The sequence below is a fragment of the Streptomyces sp. NBC_01591 genome (genome assembly GCF_035918155.1).
Lineage (GTDB): Bacteria > Actinomycetota > Actinomycetes > Streptomycetales > Streptomycetaceae > Streptomyces.
The window spans coordinates 3,045,036-3,071,046 of the sequence record NZ_CP109327.1; the positions used below are offsets into that span (position 1 = coordinate 3,045,036).

The 26,011-nt window shown below is 70.0% G+C and carries 21 protein-coding genes and 2 tRNA genes; 8 read left to right on the forward strand and 15 right to left on the reverse strand.

The features are described from left to right. The first annotated feature begins 117 nt into the window (after positions 1–117). On the forward strand, positions 118–1,152 hold the full coding sequence (locus OG978_RS14195) for a hypothetical protein (RefSeq protein ID WP_326765576.1): 1,035 nt from the start codon (positions 118–120) through the stop codon (positions 1,150–1,152). 638 nt (positions 1,153–1,790) lie between these two features. Here the strand turns inward: OG978_RS14195 and clpX are convergent. The 5 genes from clpX to OG978_RS14220 form a co-directional block, all read right to left on the reverse strand. Then, positions 1,791–3,089, reverse strand: coding sequence for an ATP-dependent Clp protease ATP-binding subunit ClpX (gene clpX / locus OG978_RS14200; RefSeq protein ID WP_326765577.1), 1,299 nt, complete (start codon positions 3,087–3,089; stop codon positions 1,791–1,793). A 157-nt stretch (positions 3,090–3,246) separates the two neighbouring features. Then, positions 3,247–3,927, reverse strand: a complete 681-nt coding sequence (locus OG978_RS14205) for an ATP-dependent Clp protease proteolytic subunit (RefSeq protein ID WP_093898221.1) — start codon at positions 3,925–3,927, stop codon at positions 3,247–3,249. 80 nt (positions 3,928–4,007) lie between these two features. Next, on the reverse strand, positions 4,008–4,613 hold the full coding sequence (locus OG978_RS14210; protein WP_326770031.1) for an ATP-dependent Clp protease proteolytic subunit: 606 nt from the start codon (positions 4,611–4,613) through the stop codon (positions 4,008–4,010). A gap of 265 nt (positions 4,614–4,878) precedes the next feature. Further along, on the reverse strand, positions 4,879–6,285 hold the full coding sequence (gene tig / locus OG978_RS14215) for a trigger factor (protein WP_326765578.1): 1,407 nt from the start codon (positions 6,283–6,285) through the stop codon (positions 4,879–4,881). A gap of 210 nt (positions 6,286–6,495) precedes the next feature. Then, positions 6,496–6,572 (reverse strand) — tRNA-Pro (locus OG978_RS14220). A 166-nt stretch (positions 6,573–6,738) separates the two neighbouring features. Here OG978_RS14220 and OG978_RS14225 point away from each other — a divergent pair. Next, a tRNA-Gly gene (locus OG978_RS14225) sits at positions 6,739–6,812 on the forward strand. A 122-nt stretch (positions 6,813–6,934) separates the two neighbouring features. Here the strand turns inward: OG978_RS14225 and OG978_RS14230 are convergent. Further along, positions 6,935–7,129, reverse strand: a complete 195-nt coding sequence (locus tag OG978_RS14230) for a hypothetical protein (protein WP_266419258.1) — start codon at positions 7,127–7,129, stop codon at positions 6,935–6,937. Between the two features lie 478 nt (positions 7,130–7,607). Here OG978_RS14230 and OG978_RS14235 point away from each other — a divergent pair, with 478 nt between their 5' ends. Further along, a complete protein-coding gene (locus OG978_RS14235) occupies positions 7,608–8,759 on the forward strand; it encodes an acyltransferase family protein (protein WP_326765579.1) in 1,152 nt (383 codons plus the stop codon). Positions 8,760–8,777: 18 nt separating this feature from the next. On the opposite strand, the gene OG978_RS14240 is transcribed toward OG978_RS14235, so the two are convergent. Genes OG978_RS14240 through OG978_RS14250 form a run of 3 tightly spaced genes read right to left on the reverse strand, consistent with a single transcriptional unit; the run spans position 8,778 to position 12,647 of the window. Next, on the reverse strand, positions 8,778–9,284 hold the full coding sequence (locus OG978_RS14240) for an HD domain-containing protein (protein WP_326765580.1): 507 nt from the start codon (positions 9,282–9,284) through the stop codon (positions 8,778–8,780). A gap of 43 nt (positions 9,285–9,327) precedes the next feature. Beyond that, complete coding sequence (locus OG978_RS14245; RefSeq protein ID WP_326765581.1) at positions 9,328–11,802, reverse strand: ABC transporter permease; 2,475 nt, start codon at positions 11,800–11,802, stop codon at positions 9,328–9,330. Further along, positions 11,802–12,647, reverse strand: coding sequence for an ABC transporter ATP-binding protein (locus OG978_RS14250; protein ID WP_326765582.1), 846 nt, complete (start codon positions 12,645–12,647; stop codon positions 11,802–11,804). The genes OG978_RS14245 and OG978_RS14250 overlap by 1 nt, the downstream gene beginning before the upstream one ends. A gap of 284 nt (positions 12,648–12,931) precedes the next feature. On the opposite strand from OG978_RS14250, the gene OG978_RS14255 reads away from it, so the two are divergent. Further along, complete coding sequence (locus OG978_RS14255) at positions 12,932–14,128, forward strand: cation:proton antiporter (protein ID WP_326765583.1); 1,197 nt, start codon at positions 12,932–12,934, stop codon at positions 14,126–14,128. A gap of 147 nt (positions 14,129–14,275) precedes the next feature. Here OG978_RS14255 and OG978_RS14260 read toward each other — a convergent pair whose 3' ends face one another. Continuing rightward, positions 14,276–15,421 carry a PP2C family protein-serine/threonine phosphatase gene (locus OG978_RS14260; RefSeq protein ID WP_326765584.1) on the reverse strand — a complete coding sequence of 382 codons (1,146 nt, stop codon included), beginning with the start codon at positions 15,419–15,421 and terminating at the stop codon, positions 14,276–14,278. A gap of 105 nt (positions 15,422–15,526) precedes the next feature. On the opposite strand from OG978_RS14260, the gene OG978_RS14265 reads away from it, so the two are divergent. Further along, a complete protein-coding gene (locus OG978_RS14265) occupies positions 15,527–16,759 on the forward strand; it encodes a GNAT family N-acetyltransferase (protein ID WP_326765585.1) in 1,233 nt (410 codons plus the stop codon). Between the two features lie 36 nt (positions 16,760–16,795). On the opposite strand, the gene OG978_RS14270 is transcribed toward OG978_RS14265, so the two are convergent. Then, complete coding sequence (locus tag OG978_RS14270; RefSeq protein WP_326765586.1) at positions 16,796–17,605, reverse strand: Fpg/Nei family DNA glycosylase; 810 nt, start codon at positions 17,603–17,605, stop codon at positions 16,796–16,798. A gap of 82 nt (positions 17,606–17,687) precedes the next feature. Continuing rightward, on the reverse strand, positions 17,688–18,176 hold the full coding sequence (locus tag OG978_RS14275; RefSeq protein WP_072483643.1) for a ribose-5-phosphate isomerase: 489 nt from the start codon (positions 18,174–18,176) through the stop codon (positions 17,688–17,690). A gap of 270 nt (positions 18,177–18,446) precedes the next feature. Here OG978_RS14275 and OG978_RS14280 point away from each other — a divergent pair, with 270 nt between their 5' ends. Then, positions 18,447–19,937, forward strand: coding sequence for an amino acid permease (locus OG978_RS14280; RefSeq protein ID WP_326765588.1), 1,491 nt, complete (start codon positions 18,447–18,449; stop codon positions 19,935–19,937). 72 nt (positions 19,938–20,009) lie between these two features. Then, positions 20,010–21,332 (forward strand): FAD-binding oxidoreductase, encoded by a 1,323-nt coding sequence (locus tag OG978_RS14285; protein WP_326765589.1) that lies wholly within the window; start codon positions 20,010–20,012, stop codon positions 21,330–21,332. Here the strand turns inward: OG978_RS14285 and OG978_RS14290 are convergent. Then, a complete protein-coding gene (locus tag OG978_RS14290) occupies positions 21,313–21,909 on the reverse strand; it encodes a biotin transporter BioY (RefSeq protein ID WP_326765590.1) in 597 nt (198 codons plus the stop codon). The genes OG978_RS14285 and OG978_RS14290 overlap by 20 nt on opposite strands. 431 nt (positions 21,910–22,340) lie before the next feature. Between OG978_RS14290 and OG978_RS14295 the strand changes: the two genes are divergently transcribed. Then, complete coding sequence (locus OG978_RS14295) at positions 22,341–23,759, forward strand: amino acid permease (protein WP_326765591.1); 1,419 nt, start codon at positions 22,341–22,343, stop codon at positions 23,757–23,759. A 66-nt stretch (positions 23,760–23,825) separates the two neighbouring features. On the opposite strand, the gene OG978_RS14300 is transcribed toward OG978_RS14295, so the two are convergent. After that, entirely contained in the window at positions 23,826–24,446 is a 621-nt protein-coding gene (locus OG978_RS14300) for a histidine phosphatase family protein (RefSeq protein ID WP_326765592.1), read from the reverse strand. A 35-nt stretch (positions 24,447–24,481) separates the two neighbouring features. Next, a complete protein-coding gene (locus OG978_RS14305; protein WP_326770032.1) occupies positions 24,482–25,909 on the reverse strand; it encodes an FGGY-family carbohydrate kinase in 1,428 nt (475 codons plus the stop codon). Between the last annotated feature and the right edge of the window lie 102 nt (positions 25,910–26,011).

A 26,011-nucleotide genomic window follows, 5' to 3' on the forward strand; every position in this document is an offset into this window, starting at 1 on the left:
AGTCATGCACTGAAACCGGTTTGTTGAGTAACGGTGTGACTCCCGGCGCTCCATACGGGTGAGCCTTCCGTCAGGATGTTCGGAACGCATAAGCATTACGAACAGGGGACACCGCAGATGAGCTACAACCAGCCGGGCCCGTACGGCGGCCAGCCGCCCCAGGGCCAGCCGGGTCCGTACGGGGGACAGCCGCCGCAGGGCCAGCCCGGACCGTACGGCCAGCAGCCGCAGGGTCAGCCCGGCCCGTACGGCCAGCAGCCGGGCCCGTACGGCGGCCAGCCCCCGCAGGGCCAGCCCGGGTACGGCTACCCCCAGCAGGCCCCCCAGGGTGTCCCGCCGCAGCAGCAGCCCCAGCCGGGCTACGGCTACCCGCAGGCCCAGCAGCCCGGCCAGTACGGCCAGCAGCCCCCCACTCCCCCGTACGGCGGCCAGCAGGCCTACGGCACGATGCCGATGCCCCCGGCCCAGCCGAAGAAGAAGACCGGCCTGATCATCGGCGGCATCGTCGTGGCGCTGGCAGTCATCGGGGGCGGGGTGTACTTCCTGACGTCGGGCGGTGGCGGTCTCAGCGACGACGGGCCGCACACGCTGACGACTCCAAAGACGGTGCTGGGCGAGTACCACCGGTTCGGCTCAGACGGCGCAGCCCAGAAGCAGGACGACAAGACCACGAAGGAATTGACGTCCAGCGGCATCGAGAACGGCAAGACCGTCACTGGAATCTACTCGACGGCGGATCTCAGCAAGTTCGACCCCAGTGACCCGAGCACCATGCCGTCCGAGGCGCTCACAGCGAAGAGCATCACTTATCTCGGCGCGTACGGCAAGATCAGCGATCCGGCCAAGGCACTGGACAAGTTCTTCGTCTCTCTGAAGAAAAGCGCGTCGGAGGACGAGGAGAAGAAGACCCAGCTCGTCGGCGAGCCGGAGGAGGTATCTCCCTCCGGCTTCGAGAACGGCATCATGAAATGCCAGGCCGCCACGGGCCAGGACCTCAAGACCAAGAAGTCGAAGACCGACTGGTTCTGCGCATGGGCGGATTACAGCACCATGGCGATGGTGTCCCCCGGCAACGCTATGGAGAGCGTGGACAAAGACACGGCGGTCAAGATCACGGCAGATCTCCGCAACGAGATCCGCGTCAAGGAGTAGCCACCAGGCACCACGGCTTGCAACGAGGGGCGCCCGCCAGCCCACCTGGCGGGCGCCCCTCGTTGCGAGCCAGTCCTCAAAACGCATCAATACAACAAGGACCGCTTGCCTCACTCGCAATGCCCCATCTCAGCAAGTGCACACCACAGGCAAGCAATAAGACGTCTGCCTGGCGCAAATCAGCCAAGAGCTCCACACCGAGTAGCACGCCCCCCCCCACGTGATTCGATGCAGTCCGATCAAAGCACTCACCTGGCGCACCAGCAGGAACAGGAGTTTTTGCAGCCATGCCTTCCAAGTTCAGCCGCATACTTACTGGGTTCGCCCTGACCTCAGCACTTTGCGCAGTTCCACTGGCTACTGCCTCACCGGCATCCGCATCTCAAAACGACTGCATTGTTGCCCTTTCCAAGATGGGTGTCACCGTAGGACCCAAAGCAAGGCAGGCGTGCAATTGGCCCGCAGATGACTTCGGGATACCCAGCAATGCATGCATGACGCTGCTCGAGCAAGCAGGAGTAAAGACCTGGGCAACACGCTTCGCTGCGTGCCAGGAAGCCTAAACACGGCGATAGCAGCAGGATGGACCAACGAGGAAGGGGCGCCCGTTCGGGCGCCCCTTCCTCGCATACGTACCGCTACGCGGACTTCTCGTGCCGTCCGCCGTCGCCCTTGCCGATCGTCCGCGGCTCGCGCGGGACCAGGGTCGGGTTCACGTTGTCGCGGACGACGTCCGCCGTGATGACGACGCGGGCGACGTCCTTGCGGGACGGCACCTCGTACATCACGGACTGGAGGACCTCTTCCATGATGGCCCGCAGGCCACGCGCGCCGGTGCCGCGCAGGATCGCCTGGTCGGCGATGGCCTCCAGGGACGGGCGGTCGAAGTCCAGCTCGACGCCGTCGAGTTCGAAGAGCCGCTGGTACTGCTTCACCAGCGCGTTGCGCGGCTCGACGAGGATCTGCAGCAACGCCTCGCGGTCCAGGTTGTGGACCGAGGTGAGGACGGGCAGCCGGCCGATGAACTCCGGGATCATCCCGAACTTCACCAGGTCCTCCGGCATGACCTCCTGGAACTGGTCGCTCGCCTCGATCTCCCGCTTGGAACGGATCGTGGCGCCGAAGCCGATGCCCTTGGCACCCGCCCGGGACTCGATGATCCGCTCCAGACCGGAGAAGGCGCCGCCCACGATGAACAGCACGTTCGTCGTGTCGATCTGGATGAACTCCTGGTGCGGGTGCTTCCGGCCGCCCTGCGGCGGTACGGAGGCGGTGGTGCCCTCCAGGATCTTCAGCAGGGCCTGCTGGACGCCCTCGCCGGAGACATCGCGGGTGATCGACGGGTTCTCGCTCTTGCGGGCGACCTTGTCGATCTCGTCGATGTAGATGATCCCGGTCTCGGCCTTCTTGACGTCGTAGTCCGCGGCCTGGATCAGCTTCAGCAGGATGTTCTCGACGTCCTCGCCGACATAGCCGGCCTCCGTCAGCGCCGTCGCGTCGGCGATGGCGAACGGGACGTTGAGCATGCGGGCCAGCGTCTGCGCGAGCAGCGTCTTGCCGGAGCCCGTGGGGCCCAGCAGCAGGATGTTGGACTTGGCCAGTTCGATGGCGTCGTCCCGGCCCTGCGCGCCGCCGTTCTCGCCCGCCTGGACCCGCTTGTAGTGGTTGTACACAGCGACCGAGAGGGCCTTCTTCGCGGGCTCCTGCCCGACGACGTACCCCTCGAGGAACTCGTAGATCTCGCGCGGCTTGGGGAGTTCCTCCCACCGCACCTCGGAGGTCTCGGCGAGCTCCTCCTCGATGATCTCGTTGCAGAGATCGATGCACTCGTCGCAGATGTACACACCGGGTCCCGCGATGAGCTTCTTCACCTGCTTCTGGCTCTTTCCACAGAACGAGCACTTGAGCAGGTCGCCGCCATCACCGATGCGTGCCACGAGGTGCTTCCCCTTCGCCTGGGAGCAGCTTGGTTCAGCGGCTCCTGGTGCCTCTATCCGACGGTACCTTGCCTTGGCCCCCGTTCGGGCCCCCCTTGGCACGGTTCACACGGCCGAGACCGGGCGAACGTGGTGTGCCAAGGGGTGAAGGCGGACGTCAGACGGCCGTGGCCGCCTGCTTGCGGGTCGACACGATCTGGTCGACGAGACCGTAGGCGAGGGCGTCCTCGGCGGTCAGGATCTTGTCGCGCTCGATGTCGTCGCGGATCTTGTCGATCGGTGTGGTGGAGTGCTTGGCCAGCATCTCCTCCAGCTGGGTGCGCATCCGCAGGATCTCGTTGGCCGCGATCTCCAGGTCGGAGAGCTGCTCACGGCCGGTCTGCGAGGACGGCTGGTGGATCAGCACACGGGCGTTGGGCAGCGCCATCCGCTTGCCGGGCGTGCCCGCGGCGAGCAGCACGGCCGCGGCGGAGGCCGCCTGGCCCATGCAGACCGTCTGGATGTCCGGCTTCACGAACTGCATCGTGTCGTAGATCGCGGTGAGCGCGGTGAACGAGCCGCCGGGGCTGTTGATGTAGATCGAGATGTCCCGGTCCGGGTCCATCGACTCCAGGCACAGCAGCTGCGCCATGACGTCGTTGGCGGAGGCGTCGTCGATCTGCACGCCGAGGAAGATCACGCGCTCCTCGAAGAGCTTCGCGTACGGGTCGTACTCACGCACGCCCTGCGAGGTGCGCTCCACGAAGCGCGGCACGATGTAGCGGTTGTCCACCTGCGGGCCGGTGTAGAGGCCGCTCGCGGAGGCGCCGGGGAAGTTGTTCATGTGGGTGTTCACCATCCTGGTGGCGTTCTGTGGCTGGGTGTCTCGGCGTACGAGAGGTGCGCGGGGCGGTGGAGCCGGATCCGGTGGGTACCGGATCAGGCGCCGGTGCCGCCGCCGCCCGGAACGCCCGATGCGATCGTGATGATCTCGTCGATGAGGCCGTACTCCTTGGCCTCCTCCGCGGTGTACCAGCGGTCGCGGTCACCGTCGCGGATGATCGTCTCGACGGTCTGGCCGGAGTGACGGGCGGTGATCTCCGCCATCCGCTGCTTGGTGCGCAGCAGGTACTGGGCCTGGATCTTGATGTCCGAGGCCGTACCGCCGATGCCGGCCGAACCCTGGTGCATGAGGATGTCGGTGTTCGGGAGCGCGAAGCGCTTGCCCGCGGTGCCGCCGGTGAGCAGGAACTGGCCCATCGAGGCCGCCATGCCCATACCGATGGTGACGACGTCGTTCGGGATGTACTGCATGGTGTCGTAGACCGCCATGCCGGCCGTCACCGAGCCGCCGGGGCTGTTGATGTAGAGGTAGATGTCCTTCTCGGGCTCCGCGGCGAGAAGAAGCAGCTGCGCGGTGATCTTGTTGGCGATCTCATCGTCGACCTGCTGACCGAGGAAGATGATGCGCTCGCCGAGCAGTCGGCTGTAGACCTGGTCACCGAGGCCTCCACCGAGGGGCGGCTCTCCGGCGGCGTAGGGCATCAGATTCGTCACGTATCCACCTGCTCGTCTCTGACGGCTCCGGCCGTCTCAGCGTCTTCGTACCGGGTGGGCGGGGACCCCCCTGCCCTTCCTATTCATGGACCCTAACGCGCAGGTGGGACAACGCCATCCCGCTTCCGCAACTGTTCGCTGGGAGCGCAAGCTCCGCAGTCCGCACAAGGGTTGTGGGGCACCGTCCGCCATACGGCGACGGGCTCCGGACGCACATGCGTCCGGAGCCCGTCGTTCGGGTTCAGCGCGAGGCTCAGGCCTCGTTCTTCTCCTCGGCGGCCTCGGCGGCGGCGTCGGCGACGGCCTCGGTGGTGCCCTCGGCGGCCTCGGCGGCCTCGACGGCCTCCTCCTCGTCCTCCAGCTCGACGACCTCACCGTTGGTGTCGACGACCTTGGCGGCCTCGACGACCACGGCCAGCGCCTTGCCGCGGGCGACCTCGCCGACGAGCATCGGCACCTGGCCGCCCTCGACGACGGCCTGGGCGAACTGGTCGGGGCTCATGCCGGAGGAAGCAGCGCGCCGCATGAGGTGCTCGGTGAGCTCCTCCTGGTTGACGTTCAGCTTCTCCTTGTTGACGATCTCGTCCAGGATGAACTGGGTCTTGATGCCCTTGATCGCCTGCTCGGAGGTCTCGGCGTCGAACTCCTCGACCGTCTTGCCCTGGATCTCCAGGTACTTCTCGAGGGTCAGACCCATCTGGCCGAGCTGGTGGTGCTCCAGGTTGTGCTTGCGGGTCTGGACCTCGTCCGCGAGCAGCTTCTCCGGGATCGGGACCTCGGCGAGCTTGAGCAGCTCGTCCAGGACGCGCTCCTGGGCCTGGGTGGCCTGGTCGTACTGCTTGGTGTCCTCGAGGCGCTTGCGGCTGTCCGCCTTCAGCTCGTCGAGGGTGTCGAACTCGCTCGCCATCTGGGCGAACTCGTCGTCCAGCTCGGGGAGCTCACGGGCGGCGACGGTGGCGACCTTGACGGTGACCTCGGCCTCCTTGCCCTCGGCGGAGCCGCCCTTCAGCTCGGAGGTGAAGGTGGCCTCGCCACCCGCCTCCAGGCCGGTGACGGCGGCGTCGATGCCGTCGAGGAGCTCTCCGGAACCGATGGTGTACGAGACACCCTCGGCCACGCCGTCCTCCAGGACCTCGCCGTCGACCTTGGCCTGCAGGTCGATCGTCACGACGTCGCCCTCGGCGGCGGCGCGCTCGACCGGGTTGGTGGAGGCGAAGCGCTCGCGGAGCTGCTCCACGGCCTTCTCGACATCCTCGTCGCTGACCTCGAGGGCGTCGACGGTGACCTCGATGCCGGAGTAGTCCGGAATCTCGATCTCGGGGCGTACGTCAACCTCGGCGGTGAAGGCCAGCAGTTCGCCGTCCTTCAGCTCGGTGATGTCGACCTCGGGCTGACCGAGGACATTGAGCTCACCCTCGTTGACGGCCTCGGTGTAGAACTTCGGGAGGGCGTCATTGACGGCCTCCTCCAGCACCGCACCGCGGCCGAAGCGCTGGTCGATGACCCGGGCAGGGATCTTGCCCTTGCGGAAGCCCTTCACCGTGACCTGCTGGTTGATCTTCTTGTACGCCGCGTCGAGGCTGTCCTTGAGCTCCTCGAAGGGCACCTCGACAGTGAGCCGAACCCGGGTCGGGTTCAGGGTCTCCACGGCGCTCTTCACGGTTCGGTCTCCTTGTGGCTGACTTCTTGGGGTTCTGCTCCGCCGCACGGGAGGCGGCTTCGCGGACCGAGCCCGGTACATCAGACACACGGGCACGCATTTTGCATAGTAACGGCAAGGAGTCGGACTCCCACAATGCGATCTTGCCCGCGGTCCGCGATCTTGCGGGTGGCCCTTGATCCTGCTTGTGGTGGTCCCTGATCTTGCCGGTGGTCGGGGTGGCCGGATTCGAACCGACGACCTTCCGCTCCCAAAGCGGACGCGCTACCAAGCTGCGCCACACCCCGTCGGTGCGACACGTAGGGTACATGCAGTCAGGCAGTGCATCGGCCGCTTTGCGCGGGCGGCACGGAACGCGACACCGGGTGGCCGCAATCGGGTGTGCGGGCAGCGCCCGCGACCCGCTACGATGCTTCACGTGCCGCCGGTCCTCAGGATCCGCGGTGCGGCTTTGCGGGCGTAGCTCAATGGTAGAGCCCTAGTCTTCCAAACTAGCTACGCGGGTTCGATTCCCGTCGCCCGCTCCATGCTTGGGCCCGGTCCGGCGAATTCCTCGCCGGACCGGGCCTTTTGCGTTCTGTTCGCGCGATGCCGGGCCGCCCGCGCCGGAGCGCGGGCGGTCCGGAGCGCGGGCGGTGGACCGGCCGGATCAGAAGGAGATCTGGTTGATGGTCTCCGCTATCGAGTTCATGAACCTGTTGATCGACGGCGCCATGCCGGTCGATGCCAGGAAGAAGCCGAAGAGCACCGCGACGATCGCCGGCCCGGCTTTGATCGAGCCACCCCGGATCAGGACCACCAGGATGATCGCCAACATCAGCACCACAGACAGTGAAATGGCCACGACTGCTCACACCCTTGGTCGGTCCGCCTTGCCGGCCCGGAGATGTGCGGCCGAGCACTCCTCCGTCACGTCCATCGTGCCACCAACTCCCCTGTGGTCGCTGCCAGGTGACGGATCGAACTGACGGGATCGCGCCATCCTTGCGCCCCGCGTGCGCCCGGGGGCGCATGGCTGCACGCGGGGTCGCACAGGCTCCGCCATTGCCCCGCATACCTGTGAGCGAACTGTAGATCAACGAACCGCAACGAGTTGAGAATGTGACGGTTTCCATATCCACACACTTCATTCACACGCAATTCCAAGGTTCGGATGCGATGAAATTCATACTCCCCAACAGCCTGCCGATATGCACCATTTAAGGTGGATGAATCGGTGCATAGCGGGCGGTTGGCGGCGGTTTCACTTTCGATTGGTCGGGAACACGCGATATCCGGGAGCGGTTTTACGAATTGCAATCGGGGCGTCTAGGGTGCATGAGATGTTCCACGCTCCGAACGTATTTCAGAGGGCCCCGCTCCCATCGGCGACCCGGGAGTCGGAGCCCAGACCCCGAGGGACGACCGCCACCGCGGCACCCCCCGCGCCGGTGGCGAACAAGCCTCCGGCGGCCGCACCGGCGAAGCGGCGTGACGCCTACTTCGACAACGTCAAATATCTGGCCATCGTGCTCGTCGCGGTGGCGCATTCGTGGGAACCGGTGATGGACGGCAGCCGGACCGCCCGAGCGCTGTACATGGTGGCGTACACCTTTCACATGCCGGCCTTCATCATCGTCTCCGGCTACTTCTCCCGCTCCTTCGACATGTCCGCCGCCAAGGTGAAGCGCCTGGTCACCGGCGTCGCCGTGCCCTATGTGGTGTTCGAGACGGCGTATTCGCTGTTCAAGCGGTACGCGGACGACTCGGCCGATCCGGCGATCAGCCTGCTCGACCCCTGGTACCTCACCTGGTTCCTGGTCGCGCTGTTCGTCTGGCGGCTCACCACGCCGCTGTGGCAGTCGCTGCGCCATCCGCTGCCGGTCGCGCTCGTCATCGCCGTGCTCGCCTCCGTCTGCCCGACGATCGGCGACGATCTCGATCTCCAGCGTGTTCTGCAGTTCCTGCCGTTCTTCGTGCTGGGACTGCGGCTGAAGCCCGAGCACTTCCAGCTGGTGCGCCGGCGTGAGGTGCGGATGCTCGCGCTCCCGCTGTTCGCCGGGGCCCTGCTGTTCGCGTACTGGGCGGCGCCGCGGATGCAGCTGGGCTGGTTCTACCGCAGCAACAGCGCGCAGGAGATGGGCGCGCCGTGGTGGTCCGGTGCCGTGATGACGCTGGTGATGTTCGGCTGCGCGCTGCTGCTCAGCATCGGGTTCCTGTCCTGGGTACCGCGCCGCCACATGTGGTTCACGGTGCTCGGCGCCGGGACGATCTGCGGCTATCTGCTGCACGGCTTCCTCATCAAGGGAGCCGGATACGCCGGGGTGTTCGACATCTACGAATGGCTCGCGGCGCCCGCCGGTCTGGTCCTCGTCTCCCTGGTCGCGGCCGCTGCCGTGACCCTGATGTGCACACCGCCGGTGCGGCGGGCGCTGCGCCCGTTGACGGAGCCGGACATGGACTGGGCGTTCCGGCGGGACTCCGCCCGGCTCTGAACCGGGCGGGCGAGTGGATCAGTCCTTCGCCGTGTTGGCTTGAACCGATTGCTCGGTGGGCGATTCGCCCGGGGTGAGACCCAGCAGGCCCCGTACCTGCGCATATTTCTCGGTCAGCCGGGTACGGGTCGCCGGTTCCAGCACGGCGAGGCGGGCCGGGTCCGCGTTGTGTGCCAGGTCGGACTCCTTGATCAGCAGGGCGCCCGGGGTGTCCAGGATGCGCCGGGTGTACGAACGGAGGTCCTCGCCGTCACGTTTGGTGACGGCGAGGACCATGTCCTTCACCTGCTGCGGCAGCGCGGCGTCGGCCAGCCACTGCGCCGACAGCGCGTCGTCCTCGACCGCGTCGTGCAGCCAGGCCGCGGCGATCTGCTCGTCGCTGCCGCCCCTGATCCGTACCCCCTCGGCGACGGCGTGGAGGTGTTCGCTGTACGGGCGGCCCGCCTTGTCCGTCTGCGAACGGTGGGCCTCGCGGGCGATCGCCTCGACTTCGGCCAGGGTCAGGTGTGCGCGTGGCTCGGTCATGGCCCGACTCTAGGGCCTGTCCGACCCGGATCCGCCGGACGGGCTACGGACGGGCGGCCGTTCTGCGCAGGGCCGCCCGGGCCGGGACCATCGTGGCGGCGAGGCCGACGCCGACGGTCGCGGCGACGAAGGTCCCGTACAGGGCCGGCGGGATGTACGGCGACTCGCCCGTCAGGCCCTTCATCATCGGGAAGAGCGTGGCCAGTGCGATGGCGGTGCCGAGCGCGGCGCCCGCCACCGTGACGAGCAGCGCCTCCCAGCGGATCATGCCCATGACCTGGCGCCGGGTGGAGCCGACCAGGCGCAGCATGGTCAGTTCGCGGCGGCGGTCGAGAACGGTCATCACCAGGGTGTTGACGGCGGCGATGGCGGCGAATCCGCCGAGCACCGCGGCCATGACGGTGTTGGCCCAGGCGTTGAGCTCACGGTCCTTGTCCTGTGCGGCGGCGTAGCCGGAGGAGTCGGTGACGGTACCGAGCGCGGTGAGCTTCTGTGCGGCGGCGGGGGTGGCCCGTACCAGGATGTCGGTGGCGTACGGCGAGGTCATACGGTCCTTCAGGTCGGCCGCGGGGAACGTGACGAAGCTGGTGCCGAGGCCGCGTCCGTAGACCGCTACGACCTTCGGGTTCGCCTTGGTGCCGTCCGGCAGCCGCAGGGCGAGCCGGTCACCCGTGCGCAGGTCCGCCGTGTCGGCGAGCGTGGTGTCGACGGCGACGGTTCCGGGCCGCAGGGCGGCGAGGGAGCCGGTCCTGACGTCGAGGTCCTGGACCTCGGCGAGCTCCTTGCCGGAGCCGATGACGCCCTGTGCGGAGGCGCTCTGCAGTTCCACGCCCCCGCCGCCGGGTACCAGGACGGAGCCGCGGAGCAGCCCGACGGCGGTGGAGACGCCGGGGGTGGCGGCGGCCCGTTCGGTCGCGTCGGAGCCGAGTCCCGCCGGGGCGGAGACGATGTGGTCGGCGGTGATGGCGTCGCGCTGCTGGTGTGCGGTGACCCGCTCCTGGCTGGTCTGCATGAAGACGAGCGTCGACGAGAAGGCCATGGCGAGCACGATCGGGGTGATCGCGGAGGCCAGCCGGCGGGAGTTGGTGCGGGAGTTGGCGGCGGCCAGCGAGCCCGACGCGCCGGCGGCGCGCAGCGGGAACCCGATGACGGTGGCGCAGATCCGGGCGATCACCGGGCCGAGCAGCCCGACCGCGAGCATGAAGAGCATGACGACGCCCAGGGCCGCGTTCGCCGCATCCCCGCCGGATGTGGAGGCCGCGACTCCGGCGAGGACCCCGCCGCCGACGAGGGCGGCGATGCCGAGCGGGGTGCGGATCGCGCCGAACGGGGCGCGTTCCACGGCCGTCTGGGCGAGGGCGAGTCCCGGCTTCATCTTGGCGGGGCGCCGCGCGGCGAGGTAGCCGGCCCCCAGCGCGGTGAGCATGGTGGTGGCGGCCGCGACGGTCAGCGGCAGCCAGGAGACGTGCAGGGTGACGGCATCGAGGATGGCTCCCCTGTCCTGGAGCTGCCCGAACCACCACTTGGCCAGGGCGGTTCCGGGCAGGCAGCCGAGCGCTCCGGCGAGCGGGGCGACGAGCAGGGACTCCGTGGCGATGGTGCGGCGCAGCTGGCGCGGGGTGGCGCCGATGGCGCGCAGCAGGGCGAACTCGCGGCTGCGCTGGCCCACGGAGAGGGCGACCGTACCGGCGGCGGTGAAGACGGCGACCATCGTGGCGACGCCGCCGAAGGAGACGCCGAGCCCGAAGAGGAGTTCCTCGGAGCTCGCGAGGGCCGGGTTCTCGACGGCACCCCGGTCGTCACCGGTGTGGACCTGGGCCGTGGCGGTGTGGCCGACGGCCTTGCCGACGTGCTCGGCAAGGGTGTCGGTGGGGGTGCCCCGGTCGGCGAGCACGGCGATGGCGTCGACCCGGCCGGGGTGGCCGGAGAGCTGTACGGCCTGCCGGTCGGCGAACCAGACGGTGGCGTCGGCGGCGGCGGTGCCCGACACCCGGAACTCCCGTACGCCCGCGGGCGTGTCGAGGGCGATGCGCTCGCCGACCCGGCTCTTGGTGCCCGCGGGGACGACGACTTCGCCGGTCCCGGGCGCGTCGCCGGTGAGCAGCCGCGTACCGGTAAGGGCGGTGGAGCCCCAGCCGTGAGCGGTGAGGGGGGTGCCGTCCTGTCGTACGGAGTAGGTGACGTCGCCGATCGCGGTGGCCGCGCCGGGGGCCGAGGCGGCCTTCGCCACCAGGGATTCGGGCAGCCGCGCGGTGTCCGGGACGAGTACGTCGGTCTCCTCCGCGCTGTCGCCGCTGCCGGACTTCATATGGATCTTCTGGTCGGCGGCGACCACCACCGGGGCCTTCGCGTAGCGGTCCGCGGGGACGGAGGCGCGCAGGCCGGTCTCCAGCAGGACGCCGCAGGCGGAGACGATGGCCGCGGCGAGCAGGAGCGCGACGAAAGTCCCGATGAACGACGAGGGCTTGAAACGGACGGCCGCCCGGGCCAGGCCGTTCGGGGCGTGCGGGGTGAACATCAGGCTGCTGCTCCTGCGTGGGCGGGGGCGGTCCGTGCGGTGAGCGCGGTCATCCGGGCGGCGATCTGCGCGGCGCCGGCGCGCGGCAGGCTGTCCGCGATCGCGCCGTCGGCGAGGAAGAGCACCTGGTCGGCGTAGGCGGCGGCCGCCGGGTCGTGGGTGACCATCACGACGGTGGCGCCGAGGCCGTCCACCGCGTTGCGGAGCAGGGCGAGGATCTCGGCGGCGGTGGTGGTGTCGAGGGCGCCGGTCGGCTCGTCGGCGAAGATCACGTCGGGCCGGGTGACCAGGGCGCGGGCGACGGCGACGCGCTGCTGCTGACCGCCGGAGAGCTGGCCGGGGCGGCGGTCACCCTTGTCGCCGAGGCCGACCCGGGTGAGCATCTCGGTGGCCTCGCGGCGGCTGCGGGCGGAGCCGGTGCGCTGTCCGGCCAGGCGCATGGGCAGGACGACGTTCTGCTCGACCGTCAGGGACGGCAGCAGGTTGAAGGCCTGGAAGACGAAGCCGAGGCGGGTGCGGCGCAGTTCGGTGAGCCGGTTCTCGCTCATGCCGGTGATCTCGGTGCCGCCGAGGCGTACGGAGCCCTCGGTGGGGCGGTCGAGTCCGGCCGCGCACTGGAGGAAGGTCGACTTCCCGGAGCCGGAGGGACCCATGACGGCGGTGAAGGTGGAGCGCGGGAGGGCGAGGTCGATGCCCCGCAGCGCGTGGACGGCGGAGCTGCCCCGGCCGTACTGCCTGCGGACACCGCGCAGTTCGACGGCGAGGTCCGCGGGCCCGGACCCCTGATGGATGTCCGTCGTGTACTGCCTGTCCTGCGCGCGCTGCCTGGTGCGTCGCAGCCCCATGGTGTCCGCCTTCCGTTGCTCATCGGCCGCGTCTTCGACCGTGATTCGAACCTACGGATCGGGGGTGGGTCCGGAACATGGCGGCTGCTGGCGGATCGGGGGTGGGGGAAACCCCAGGACCGGTCGGGGGGACGGCAGACCACGGCGGGGGAACGTCGAGAGATTTCGGAGGGGCAACAGTTGCAACGTCAATCGTTCGGTAAACTAATTACTGACGCTTCCTTGACGTTCTCTTGACCAAATGAAGGATCGGGCTCATCGGACACACAGACACGCTCATAGCCATGGGCGGCGCCTTCCTGGCCGCCGCCGTTCTCGCCCGCGTCGGCAGCCGCATCGGACTGCCGACCATCCCCCTGTTCATCCTGGCCGGAATCCTGCTCGGCCCGCACACGCCCGGCATCGTGCTCGTCGCCGACCCGCACGAGCTGGAGATGCTCTCCGCACTCGGCCTGGTGCTGCTGCTCTTCTACCTCGGTCTCGAATTCCACCTCGACGACCTCAAGGCCGGCGGCCGCAAGATGGCGATCGCCGGCGGCACCTATCTCGCCCTGAACGTCGGCGCCGGGCTCGGCTTCGGCTTCGCACTGGGCTGGGGCACGTCCGAGGCGCTGGTCCTCGCCGGTGTGCTCGGCATCTCGTCGTCGGCCATCGTCACCAAGGTCCTGGTCGACCTGGGCCGTATCGGCAATCCGGAGACCAAGCCGATCCTCGGCATCATCGTGGTCGAGGACGTCTTCCTCGCCCTCTACCTGGCCGCGCTCCAGCCCATCCTGTCGGGCGCCGACAGCCTCTCCGCCGCGGCGGTCGACGGCGGCAAGGCCTTCGGCTTCCTGCTGCTGCTCGCACTGGCCGCCCGCTTCGGCACCAAGGTCATCGGCAAGCTGATCAACACCCGGGACGACGAACTCCTCGTCATCTCCTTCCTCGGCGCCGCGGTCTTCGTGGCGGGCGTCTCGGAGTGGTTCGGGGTCGCGGACGCGATCGGCGCGTTCATGGTCGGCCTGATGCTCGGCAGCACCACCTCCGGCGAGCGCATCCTCAAGCTGGTCCACCCGCTGCGGGACGCCTTCGGCGCGATCTTCTTCTTCGCCTTCGGGCTCTCCATCGACCCGGGCGATCTGCCGACCGTGCTGTGGCCGGTGCTGGCCGCCGTCGCGGTGACCCTGGTCATGAACGTCTTCGCCGGCCTCGCCGCCGCCAAGGTGTACGCGTTCGGCCCGCAGGCCACGGCGAACATCTCCACCACGCTGGTGGCGCGCGGCGAGTTCGCCCTGATCCTCGCCACCATGGCGGCGGCCGCCGGGCTGGACGAGCGGCTCTCCCCGTTCATCGCGGGCTATGTGCTCCTCCTCGCGGTCCTCGCACCGCTGGCGGCCGGGCGCTCGCACTGGCTGGCCCGCATCCTGCCGGGCGGGCGGGACCGGGGCGAGGGCAGCAACAGCGACCACGGCGCCGGGAAACTCGCGGTCCCGGCCTGAGACGACACCGCGGTGTTCCGGGTACGGGGACGGGTCGGATACGAACCCAGGGTCTTCCCCGTGCCCGGACATGCCGGTGGTGTCCACGTTCCGGTGACGGGCCGATCTCCGTTGACCCACGCCCGGTTCGGGCCGTTTACGTACGGTTCAGGATCTGCGTGACAACAGCAGCAGCGCCCGGTCGTCGTTGACGTCCTTGGCGCATGCCTCGATCAGGTGCCAGGCCGCGCCCTCGAATCCGGTGGCGACATAGCGGTCGGCCTCACCGGTCAACCGGTCGATGCCCTCCGCGATATCGCGGTCCGACGCCTCGACCAGGCCGTCCGTGAAGAGCATCAGTACGTCGCCGGGGGCCAGCGAGCCCTTCACGGCGTCGAACTGCGCCCCGTCGTACACCCCCAGCAGCGGCCCCTCGGCCGCCTTCTCCTCCCACTGGCCACTGCCCGAGTGGAGCTGGAGGGCGGGCGGATGCCCGGCCGACAGGAGTTCGTAGTCGCCCGATTCGAGGTCCAGGACCAGATGGATCGAGGTGGCGAACCCCTCGTCCCAGTCCTGGCGCAGCAGATAGCCGTTGGCCGCCGGCAGGAAGCCGTGCGGGGGCAGCGAGCCGAGGAGGCCGCCGAAGGCCCCGGACAGCAGCAGGGCGCGGGAGCCCGCGTCCATGCCCTTGCCGGAGACATCGGTGAGCACGGCTTCCAGGGTCCGGCCGCCGTTGGTACGGGCGGCGACGACGAAGTCCCCGGAGAAGGACTGCCCGCCCGCCGGGCGCAGCGCCATCTCGCGGTGCCAGCCCTGCGGCAGCCGGGGCAGGGCGCTCTGTACCCGGATGCGTTCGCGCAGGTCGAAGAGCATGGTGCCGCCGCGCCGCCACGGCACACCGACCCTGGCACGGAACTGGGCGAGGACCAGCCCGAAGAAGCCGCAGGCCGCGACCACCAGGACGATGCCGGGGGTCACCCGGGCCGGGCCGTCGTTGTACGGGCCCAGTCCGATCGACTCCACGATCAGGGCTGTGGCGGCGGTCGCGTACAGGCCCAGCAGACTGGCCGGGCGCAGCAGCAGGCCGCCCGCGACGATCGGCAGGACGAGCGCGGCCGGTGAGCACCACATCGGATCGACCAGCGTGGCGCAGGTGATGGCGGGAATGGTCAGCAGCAGGCCGGCCAGCGCGATCCAGTCCGATCCGTCGCCGCGGAAGTAGTCGACACCGGACTTGCGCAGCGCGGTGCGTGCCCGGTGCGCCGATTTCCGCAATCGGGCCGGGTACGAGTCTGCTCCTGCGCGACGGGCCATTGCCGGGACCCTATCTACCCGGCCGCCCGAGGTGCAGGGGGACCCCGTGACAATGCGTTCGAAATCGGGTCGCCCCGCCGCCCTGCCCCCTGGTAGGCATGGCCCATGACTACTGAGCTTCGCGTGTTGCGCCCGTCCGAGTGGAACGAATGGTTCGAGTGTCTGGAGCTGGCGTTCGGTGGGGTCGCGGAGCCTCCCGAGCAGCGCGAGCTGTACGAGCAGCTGACGGAGCACGAGCGGTCGATCGGGATCTGGGACGGCGACGATGTCGTCGCGACGGCGGGGGCGTTCAGCTTCCGGGTCGCGGTGCCGGGCGGGGCGCTGGTGCCCGCCGCCGCGATCACGATGGTGAGTGTCGCCTCCACCCACCGCAGGCGCGGGTTGCTGACCTCGATGATGCGCCGGCAGCTGGACGACATCCGTGCGCTGGGCGAGCCGATCGCCATCCTGACCGCCTCGGAACCGGCGATCTACGGCCGGTTCGGATACGGCACGGCCTCGCAGCAGATGTCCATGACGATCGAGAAGGACAGGGTCCGGCTGACGGTGCCGCCGGGCACGGACGAGGTGCGGCTGCGCCGCGCGAAGCCGGACGAGGCGATGGCGGCGTGCGAGGGCGTGTACGAGCAGCTGGTGCCCGGCCGTCCCGGTACACCGGTCCACGCACCCGGCTGGGAGCGCAAGCCCATGGTCGACCCGGTCTCCTCCCGGCAGGGCGCTTCGGCACAGCAGTGCGTGCTGGCGGAGCGGGACGGGGAGATCGTCGGCTATGTGACGTACTGCATCAAGCCGGAGTGGGAGCCGTCCGGCCCCAACGGCACTGTCTCGGTGAACGATCTGGGCGCGCTGGACCCGGCGGCGTACGCGGCGCTGTGGCGGTTCGTCTTCGAGATCGACCTGATGAAGACGGTCGAGGCCCGGAACCGGCCGGTCGACGATGCGGTGCTGCACCTGGTGTCGGATGTGCGGCGGTGCAACATCCGGGTCCGCGATTCGCTCCATGTGCGCCTGGTGGAACTGGGCGCGGCGCTGGAGGCCCGGACGTACCGGGGTCCGGTGGACGTGGTGTTCGAGGTCGAGGACGCGTTCTGCCCCTGGAACGCGGGGCGTTGGCGGCTCACGGCCGACGCGAAGGGCGCCGCGTCGTGCCGGCGCACCGATGACGCGGCCGATCTCGCGCTTTCGGTACGGGAGTTGGGCTCGGCCTATCTGGGCGGCGAGTCGCTGAGCTCGCTGGGGCTGGCCGGGCGGGTACGGGAGCTGCGGGCGGGCGCGCTGGCGGAGGCGTCGTCGGCGTTCTCCTCGGACACGGCGCCGTGGCTGCCCCGGGGGTTCTAGGGCACCCCTTAGACCGACCGGCAATTGCCGGTCGGTCTAAGCCTTCTGGCACCCCGGGCACCAGAAGAGGTTGCGGGCGGCGAGGTCGGCGGTGCGGATCTCGCCGCCGCAGATGTGGCAGGCCTGCCGGGCCCGGCGGTACACGTACACCTCGCCGCCGTGGTCGTCGACCCGCGGCGGGCGGCCCATCGCCTCCGGCATGTGCTCGGGGCGGACCGTGTCGATCCGGTTGTTCCGCACGCCCTCGCGCATCAGCACCACCAGGTCCGCCCAGACGGCGTCCCACTCCGCGCGGGTGAGGTCCCTGCCGAGGCGGTACGGGTCGATCCCGTGCCGGAAGAGCACCTCCGCGCGGTAGACGTTGCCGACGCCCGCGATGACCTTCTGGTCCATCAGCAGGGCCGCGACGGTGATCCGGCTGCGCGAGATCCGCAGCCAGGCCCGCTCGCCGTCCTCGTCGGTCCGCAGCGGGTCGGGTCCGAGGCGGTCGTGTATCGCGCGCTTCTCCGGATCGGTGATCAGCGCGCAGGCCGTCGGGCCGCGCAGATCCGCGTGGTGCTCCTCGTTCAGCAGGCGCAGCCGGACCGTGTCGGTGGGCGGCGGGGCCGGGACCGTACCGAATCCGAGCTTGCCGAACAGGCCCAGGTGGATGTGGACCCAGCCTGCGCCGTCGAAGCCGAGGAAGAGGTGCTTGCCGTGGGCGTCGACGTCGGTGAGGGGCCGGCCGTCGAGCAGCGCGGCGCCGGCGGAGAACTTGCCCTGCGGGCTGCTCACCCGCACCGGCCGCCCGGCGAACCTGTCCCGGTGGTCCGCCGCGAGGCGGTGGATCGTATGTCCCTCGGGCACGGCGGCGACTCTCCTCGGTGGGATGCGGAGGCGGACATGGCTGTGCCGCCGGGAGCACCGGCGGCACAGGGGTGGAGGCCGGTCAGCCCTGCTGCGGGTGGTGGGCCGGGATCGGGGGGAGCTCGCCGGTCGTCTCGTACGCCGTCAGCATCTCGATGCGACGGGTGTGACGCTCCTCGTTGGAGTACGGGGTGGCGAGGAAGATCTCGACGAACTTGGTGGACTCCTCCACCGAGTGCATCCGGCCACCGATGGCGACTACGTTGGCGTTGTTGTGCTCGCGGCCCAGGGCGGCGGTCTGCTCGCTCCAGGCCAGCGCGGCACGGACGCCCTTGACCTTGTTGGCGGCGATCTGCTCGCCGTTGCCGGAGCCACCGATCACGATGCCGAGGCTGTCCGGGTCCGCGGCCGTCCGCTCGGCGGCACGCAGGCAGAACGGCGGGTAGTCGTCCTGGGCGTCGTAGATGTGGGGGCCGCAGTCGACGGCCTCGTGGCCCTGGGCCGTGAGCCACTCGACGAGGTGGTTCTTGAGTTCATAGCCGGCATGGTCCGAGCCGAGGTACACGCGCATGTTCCGAGTGTGGCACGTGCGACGCGGGGCAGCCGCCATCGGGGTCACAACGCCCCGGCGGCTCCGGTCGGCGCACGCGGCGGACCTCGTGCGATCGCGATGTGCAGACGCTGTGTGAGCAAGGCCACTCCGGCAACGATCTGGTCAACGATCCGGAAGAAGGGGTTCCGTTTTTGCCGTTCGCCGGGCTTCAATGCATCACTCGCTGCCGCACCCCACTGCCGCGGCCGGGCACGCATCACGTGATCCGAGAACGTAAGGATTCAATCCATGACGTCGCAGACGACTACGGCCGGGCCGGGCCACCAGCCCCGTAAGCCGGACCGGTCGAACGGGCCGGGCACCCCGGAAACCCCCCACTCCCCGGACTCCTCCGACGGTCTCCAGGCGGGCCTCAAGAACCGCCACCTCTCGATGATCGCCATCGGAGGCGTGATCGGAGCGGGCCTCTTCGTGGGCTCCGGTTCCGGTATCGCCGCCGCCGGACCGGCCATCCTGTTGTCGTACGCCCTGGTCGGCCTGATGGTCGTCTTCGTGATGCGGATGCTCGGCGAGATGGCCGCGGCCCGCCCCAGCTCGGGCTCCTTCTCCGCCTACGCCGACCAGGCGCTGGGCCGCTGGGCCGGCTTCTCGATCGGCTGGCTGTACTGGTTCTTCTGGGTCGTGGTGCTCGCCGTCGAGGCCACGGCGGGTGCCAAGATCCTGGAGGGCTGGGTGCCGGGCGTCCCGCAGTGGGCGTGGGCGCTGATCGTGATGGTGGTGCTGACCGCGACGAACCTGGTCTCGGTCGGGTCGTACGGCGAGTTCGAGTTCTGGTTCGCCGGGATCAAGGTCGTGGCGATCGGCGCCTTCGTGGTCGTCGGAATGCTCGCCGTCTTCGGGCTGCTGCCCGGTTCGGACAACCCCGGCGCGGGTCTCGCGCATCTCACCGACACCGGCGGGTTCTTCCCCAACGGGCCGGGCGCGATCCTGACCGGTGTGCTGATGGTCGTCTTCTCCTTCATGGGCAGCGAGATCGTCACCCTCGCCGCCGGTGAGTCCGAGAACCCGCAGCGCGCCGTCCAGAAGGCCACCAACAGCGTGATCTGGCGGATCGCCGTCTTCTACCTGGGTTCGATCTTCATCGTGCTGACCCTGCTGCCGTGGAACGACCCGTCGATCGTGAAGGACGGCAGCTATGTCGCCGCCCTCAACTCCATCGGCATCCCGCACGCCGGAGAGGTCATGAACGTCATCGTCCTCACCGCCGTGCTGTCCTGTCTGAACTCCGGCCTCTACACCGCCTCGCGGATGGCCTTCTCGCTCGGCGGCCGCGGGGACGCGCCGAAGGCGTTCGCCCGGACGAACAAGCGGGGCGTGCCGCAGGCCGCCATCCTGTCCTCGGTCGTCTTCGGCTTCGTCGCCGTGTTCTTCAACTACCAGTGGCCCGACACCGTCTTCCAGTTCCTGCTGAACTCCTCCGGTGCGGTCGCCCTGTTCGTCTGGCTGGTCATCTGCTTCACCCAGCTGCGGATGCGCGGCATGATCCTGCGCGAGTCGCCGGAGAAGCTGGTCGTACGGATGTGGCTCTTCCCGTACCTGACCTGGGCGACCATCGCGATGATCTCGTTCGTCCTGGTCTACATGCTGACCGACGACAGCGGACGCGAGCAGGTGCTGCTCTCGCTGCTGGTCGCGGCGCTGGTGGTGGCGATCTCGCTGGTCCGTGAGGTCAGGAACCGCAAGGACCGCACGGCCCCGGAAACGCCCGCCAATACCTGACGGCCGTTGTCAGGTTTACCGGAAAGGCTCTCCCTCGCAACGCCATCGAGCGAGCGATCGGAGAGCCTTTCCATGTCCACTGCCCCTGTCCCTGCTTCCGCCCCTGTCACTGCCGGCTTCCAGACCGGTTTCGCGGTCCGGCCCGACCTCGTCGTCGAGGCCGCCCACGCCGATGACGTACGCACCGCCGTGGCCGACGCCGCCGCGCGCGGAGTGCCGGTCCATGTCCACGCCACCGGCCACGGGCTGCCCGGGGCCGTCGAGGGCGGGGTCCTGATCAGCACCCGCCGGATGGACTCCGTCGGGATCGACCCGGTCCGCCGCACCGCCCGGATCGGCGCGGGCGTCACCTGGGGGCAGGTGATCAAGGCCGCCGCACCGCACGGGCTCGCCCCGCTGAGCGGGTCGTCCCCGTCGGTCGGCGCGGTCTCCTACACCCTCGGAGGCGGGCTGGGCATCCTTGCCAGGGAGTTCGGATACGCGGCCGACCATGTGCACGCGCTCGACGTGGTGACGGCCGACGGGGTGCTGCGCCATGCCTCCCCGGACAGCGAACCCGATCTCTTCTGGGCGCTGCGCGGCGGCGGCCACCGGCTCGGCGTGGTGGCCGGCATGGAGATCGGCCTGGTCGAGGTCGGGCGGCTGTACGGCGGCTCGGTCGCCTTCGACGGGGACGGGGTGGGCGCCGCCGAGGTGGTCGGCGGCTACCTGGAGTGGGCCCAGACCGTGCCCGCCACGCTTACGTCCTCGCTGGCGGCGATCCGGTACCCCGACGTCCCGCAGATGCCGCAGCCGATGCGGGGGCGGTACGTGATCTCGGTACGGGTCGCGTACACCGGCAGCGCGGAGGAGGGCGAGCGGCTGGTCGCGCCGCTGCGGGCGATCAGGCCCGCACTCACGGATTCGCTGCGGGAGATGCCGTACACCGACAGCCACACCATTCACAGCGACCCGCCGTTCCCGCACGCCTACTACGGCGACAGCGTGGTGCTCGGCTCCCTGGACGAGGACCGCGCCGGGCGCGTGCTGGAGCTGACCGGGCCGAAGGCCCCGATGATGACCGTGGTCCAGATCAACCACCTGGGCGGTGCGCTCGCCGCACGGCCCGCCGTCGACAACGCGGTGCCGTACCGCGAGGCCGGGTTCCTGGTGCGGCTGCTCTCACCGCTCGACGGTACGGACGTGGCGTCGGTACGGACCCTGTACGCGGAGGTGGCCGAGGTGCTCGCCCCGGTCGCCCTGGGCCGGTCGCTCGGCTTCTCCTTCGGCGGCGGGGACCGGACCGAGGGTTTCCACGACGCGCGGACGCAGAAGAGGCTCGCCGGTCTGGTGTCGCGTCACGACCCGGCGAGCCTCTTCGGGGGGAGTTACGGCATCAGCCCCGGCGGCCGATGAGCTTCCAGGCCGTGGGCAGCGCGCCCATGGCCAGCGCCGCCTTCAGCGCGTCACCGATCAGGAACGGCACCAGGCCGGCCGCGATCGCGGCGCTCGCCGACATGCCGGTGGCCAGCGCCAGGTACGGGACGCCGACCGCGTAGATGATCGCGGAGCCCAGCACCATCGTGCCCGCGGTACGCAGCACGGAGCGGTCGCCGCCGCGGCGGGCGAGGCCGCCGACCACGGCAGCGGCGAGCAGCATGCCGAGGACGTAGCCGAACGAGGGGAAGCCCATTCCGGAGGTGCCCTCGGAGAACCACGGCATGCCCGCCATGCCCACCAGCGTGTACACCGCGAGGGAGAGGAAGCCGCGGCGGGCGCCGAGCGCGGTGCCGACGAGGAGCGCGGCGAAGGTCTGGCCGGTGACCGGGACCGGGGAGCCGGGGACCGGCACGGCGATCTGGGCGGCGATGCCGGTGAGCGCGGCGCCACCGAGGACCAGGGCCGTGTCGACGGCGTAGCGGTGCCTGGCGGCGGGCAGCAGGTCGGCGAGGACCGCTCCGGTGCGGGCAGGGGCGGCGGCAGCAGTGCTCATCGGGACTCCGCGGGGTGAGGGCAGGTGGGGACAGACTGAGCCCGACGTTAGCCCACGGGTTAACGGTCGATCACCATCAGTGGCCCACAAAGCGATGACCGGGGCGTTGGTGAGGTTCACACAAAGGACGGTACGCAATCGCGCGGCGGCGTGATGCTCGTCACTGAGGTGGGGGCGGATCGGCTCGGATCCGGCCGGGAGCAGTCACCGGGAGGGACTGTAGGTTCCCGCCAATTCCAGCCCGGGTCGACCGGCGGCCGAGCGAGTGCCGACCCGGCCGCGAGCCGGACGGCCGTCCCACTGTGTCCGGGTGTGCACCTTGTGTGAACATCGTGCCCGTATAGCGGACAGTGGTTCCCCGTCGGCGGGGCGCGCACTCAGACTGTCCGCGCACCTCCCCCCACGCCTCACCTACCGAACAGAGCTTGTCCATGTCTCGGAATTCCGCGTCTCCCCCCACCGGCTCCCCGGTCGCCGTCTCCGATGCCGGGGCCGATTCGGCTCTCACCCACGGGCTCAAGCAGCGCCACCTGTCGATGATCGCCCTCGGCGGGGTCATCGGCGCCGGGCTCTTCGTCGGCTCGGGCGCGGGCATCGCCGCCGCCGGCCCGTCGATCATCATCGCGTACGCCGTCTCCGGGCTGCTGGTCATGCTCGTGATGCGCATGCTCGGCGAGATGTCGGCCGCGAACCCGGCCTCCGGCTCCTTCTCCGTCCACGCGGAGCGGGCGATAGGGCCATGGGCGGGATTCACCGCCGGCTGGGCGTTCTGGGTGCTGCTCTGTGTCGCCGTCGGCCTGGAGGGCATCGGCGCCGCGAAGATCGTCACCGGCTGGCTGCCCGGTACCCCGGAGTGGGCCTGGGTCGCGCTGTTCATGGTGGTCTTCCTGGGCACCAACCTGGCCTCGGTGAAGAAGTTCGGCGAGTTCGAGTTCTGGTTCGCCACCCTCAAGGTCGTGGCGATCACGCTCTTCCTGGTCCTGGGCGTGCTGGCGATCCTGGGCGTGCTGCCCGGCACGGACGCCCCCGGCACCGCCAACCTCAGCGGTGAGGGCGGCTTCATGCCGAACGGCGCCGAGGGCCTGGTGATCGGACTGCTCGCCTCCGTCTTCGCGTACGGCGGTCTGGAGACCGTCACCATCGCCGCGGCCGAGTCCGAGAACCCGGTGCAGGGCGTCGCCAAGGCCGTGCGGACGGCGATGTGGCGGATCGCGCTCTTCTACGTCGGCTCGATGGCGGTCGTCGTCACGCTCGTCCCGTGGGACGACCCGAAGGTCGTGAAGGTCGGCCCGTTCTACGCGGCCCTGGACCACCTGGGCATCAATGGCGCGGCCGAGATCATGAACGTGGTCATCCTGGTCGCCCTGCTCTCCGCGATGAACGCCAACATCTACGGCGCCTCGCGCATGGCCTGTTCGCTGGTCGCCCGCGGCCAGGGCCCCAAGCGGCTCGGCCGGATCTCCTCGGGGGTCCCGCGCACCGCGGTGCTGGTCTCGTCCGTGTTCGGCTTCCTGTGCGTGCTGCTCAGCTACTGGCGTCCGGACGACGTCTTCCCGTGGCTGCTCAACATGATCGGCGCGGTGATCCTGGTCGTCTGGATCTTCATCGCCGTCTCCCAGCTGATCCTGCGCGACCGGATGGAGCGCGAGGCCCCGGAGAAGCTCGTCGTACGGATGTGGCTCTTCCCGGTCCTGACGGTGGTGGCGCTCCTGGCGATGGTCGGCATCTTCGTCCTGATGCTGCGCCAGCCGGACACCCGTGACCAGTTGATGGCGTCCGGCGCGCTGACCCTCGTACTGAGCGTCATCGGTCTCGTGCGGCAGCGGCGGGCTGCGGCCGTCAAGGGCTGATGCCGGGTACGCCCTGCGCGCCGGGGGCATCCGGTGCGCAGGGCATGTCAGAGAGTGCAGGGCACGTCAGAGATTGCAGGGCACGTTGAGGGAGAGCAGCGCACCGCCCTGCTCTCCGACCCGTACCTCGCTCACCGCCGCGTTCCGCAACTGCGGGAAGACCCGGCGGTAGCTGCCCAGCGGAATCGACAGCAGTTCGCACAGCACGAGCCGCAGCAGGGTGTTGTGCGCGACGACGAGCACCCGCTGCCCCGGGTGCCCGTCCGCGATCCGGCGCAGCGCCGCCGTCCCCCGGGCCGCCGCGGCCCTGGGGTCCTCGGCCCCGGGAAAGGGGTGGGCCACCGGGTCTGCGCGGTACTCCCGGGCCCGCTCCGGGTGCTCGGCCGCGAATTCCGCCAGGGTGCGCCCCTCCACCTCGCCGAAGTCGCATTCGCGCAGCTCGTGTTCGCGCCGGGGGGCGAGACCGAGCGCCTCGCACGCGGGTTGTGCGGTCTCGATCGCGCGGGTGACCGTGGATGTCCAGATCGCGTCGACCTCGTCCCGGGCCGCCCACTCGCCCAGCCGCCGGGCCTGGCGGCGGCCCTCGTCGGTGAGGGCGATGTCGCTGACCCCGGCGTAGCGGTTCTCCGCGTGCCAGACGGTCTGACCGTGGCGGGCGAGCAGCAGGGTGGCCGGGCTCCTGGTCATGGCTTCTCCGTTCGGGTTCGGGTGGTCGCGGATGGTCACGACTGCTCCGCCCGGGTCCGGGCGTGTGCGGCGACCGGGCCGGGCAGCCAGCCGCGTCGCTCCAGTTCCTCCACCAGCGTGAGGTACGGCTCGGTGTACCACGCCGTGCGCACCGGGTGCGGGCGCAGCACGTGCCGCAGCCGCACCATCCGGCCCGCGGCCCGTTGCAGGGTGTCCGCCTCCCCCGCCCCGTACGCGGCCAGGACGGCCATGCCGAGGGCGGGTTCGCTGTGCTGCGGGATGTAGACGGGCCTACCCAGGATGTCGGCGCGCAGCCGGCTCCAGTAGCCGCTGCGGGCCGCGCCGCCGGTGAACGTGAGCCGGCCGTACTGCTGGGCGCCGAGCAGGTCGAGGTAGTCGAGGCAGAGCCGTTCGACCAGGCCCACCCCGGTCAGCAGGGCCACCCAGTGCTCGGCGTCGGAGGCAGGCTCGCCGAGCAGGAACCCGGTGGCCTCCGGCGCCACGAACGGGAAGCGCTCCCCTGTCGCCACCAGCGGATACGCCACCACGCGCGCCGGTTCGTGATCGCGGGCCAGCGCGTCCATGCGGGCCGGGTCCACGGCCGGGAAGGCGGCCGTCAGCACCCCGCCGCCGACCCCCGAGGCCCCGCCCGGCAGCCAGCTCCCGTCCGGCGCGCGATGGTTGTAGACGACACCGGTCCGGTCCTCGACCGGTGACGAGGTGACCCCCTTGAGGACCAGCGTCGTGCCGAGCACCGAGTTCCAGGAGCCGACGGTGAGCGAGCCGGAGGCGAGCTGCGCCGCGCACCCGTCCGTCATCCCGGCCACGATGGGCGTGCCCGCCGGAATCCCGGTCTCCTCGGCCGCCGCCCGCCCCACCTCGCCGATCCGTGTCCCCGGCCGCACCACGTCCGGGAACAGCCCGTCGGGCAGGCCCAGCTGCTCGAATCGCCGCCGCGGCCAGTCGTCCCGCTCCAGGTCGTAGCCGGTCTTCAGGGCGTGGCTGGAATCGGTGGGCAGCGGCGTTCCGGCGAGCCGCGCCAGGACCAGATCGGCCTGGTGCATGACCCGTACGGCGCCGCCCGCCCCTCCCCCGTACTCCCGCAGCAGCCACATCACCTTGGGCAGGGCCCAGCTGGGCGGGGCCTTGGCCCTGGCCGCCTCCGCGACGGCCCGCCCGTCGTCGTACATCACCCCGGGGGTCAGCGGCCGGCCTTCGCGGTCGCCGAGCAGCACGGTGCCGGAGGTGGCGCAGACGGCGAGCGCACGCGGGGCGGGGCAGTCGCGCAGCGCCTGCCGGCCGGCCGCGCACAGGGCCTTCCACCAGTCGAGGGGCCGCTGCTCATGCCGTACGCCGTCACGTCTGCCCGTGAGCGGGGCCGAGCCGCTGCCGAGGATCTCACCGCGGTCTCCTGCCACCACCGCCCGGACGCTCTGCGTGCCGAGATCGATGCCCATCCACATATCGGTCCCCTCTGTGAACTTCTCACTCTGCACCGAGAATTTCCGTTGCGCGAGGGATTGACGGCCAACTTCCGTTGTTCCAAGCTCTGTTAACCAGTCGAT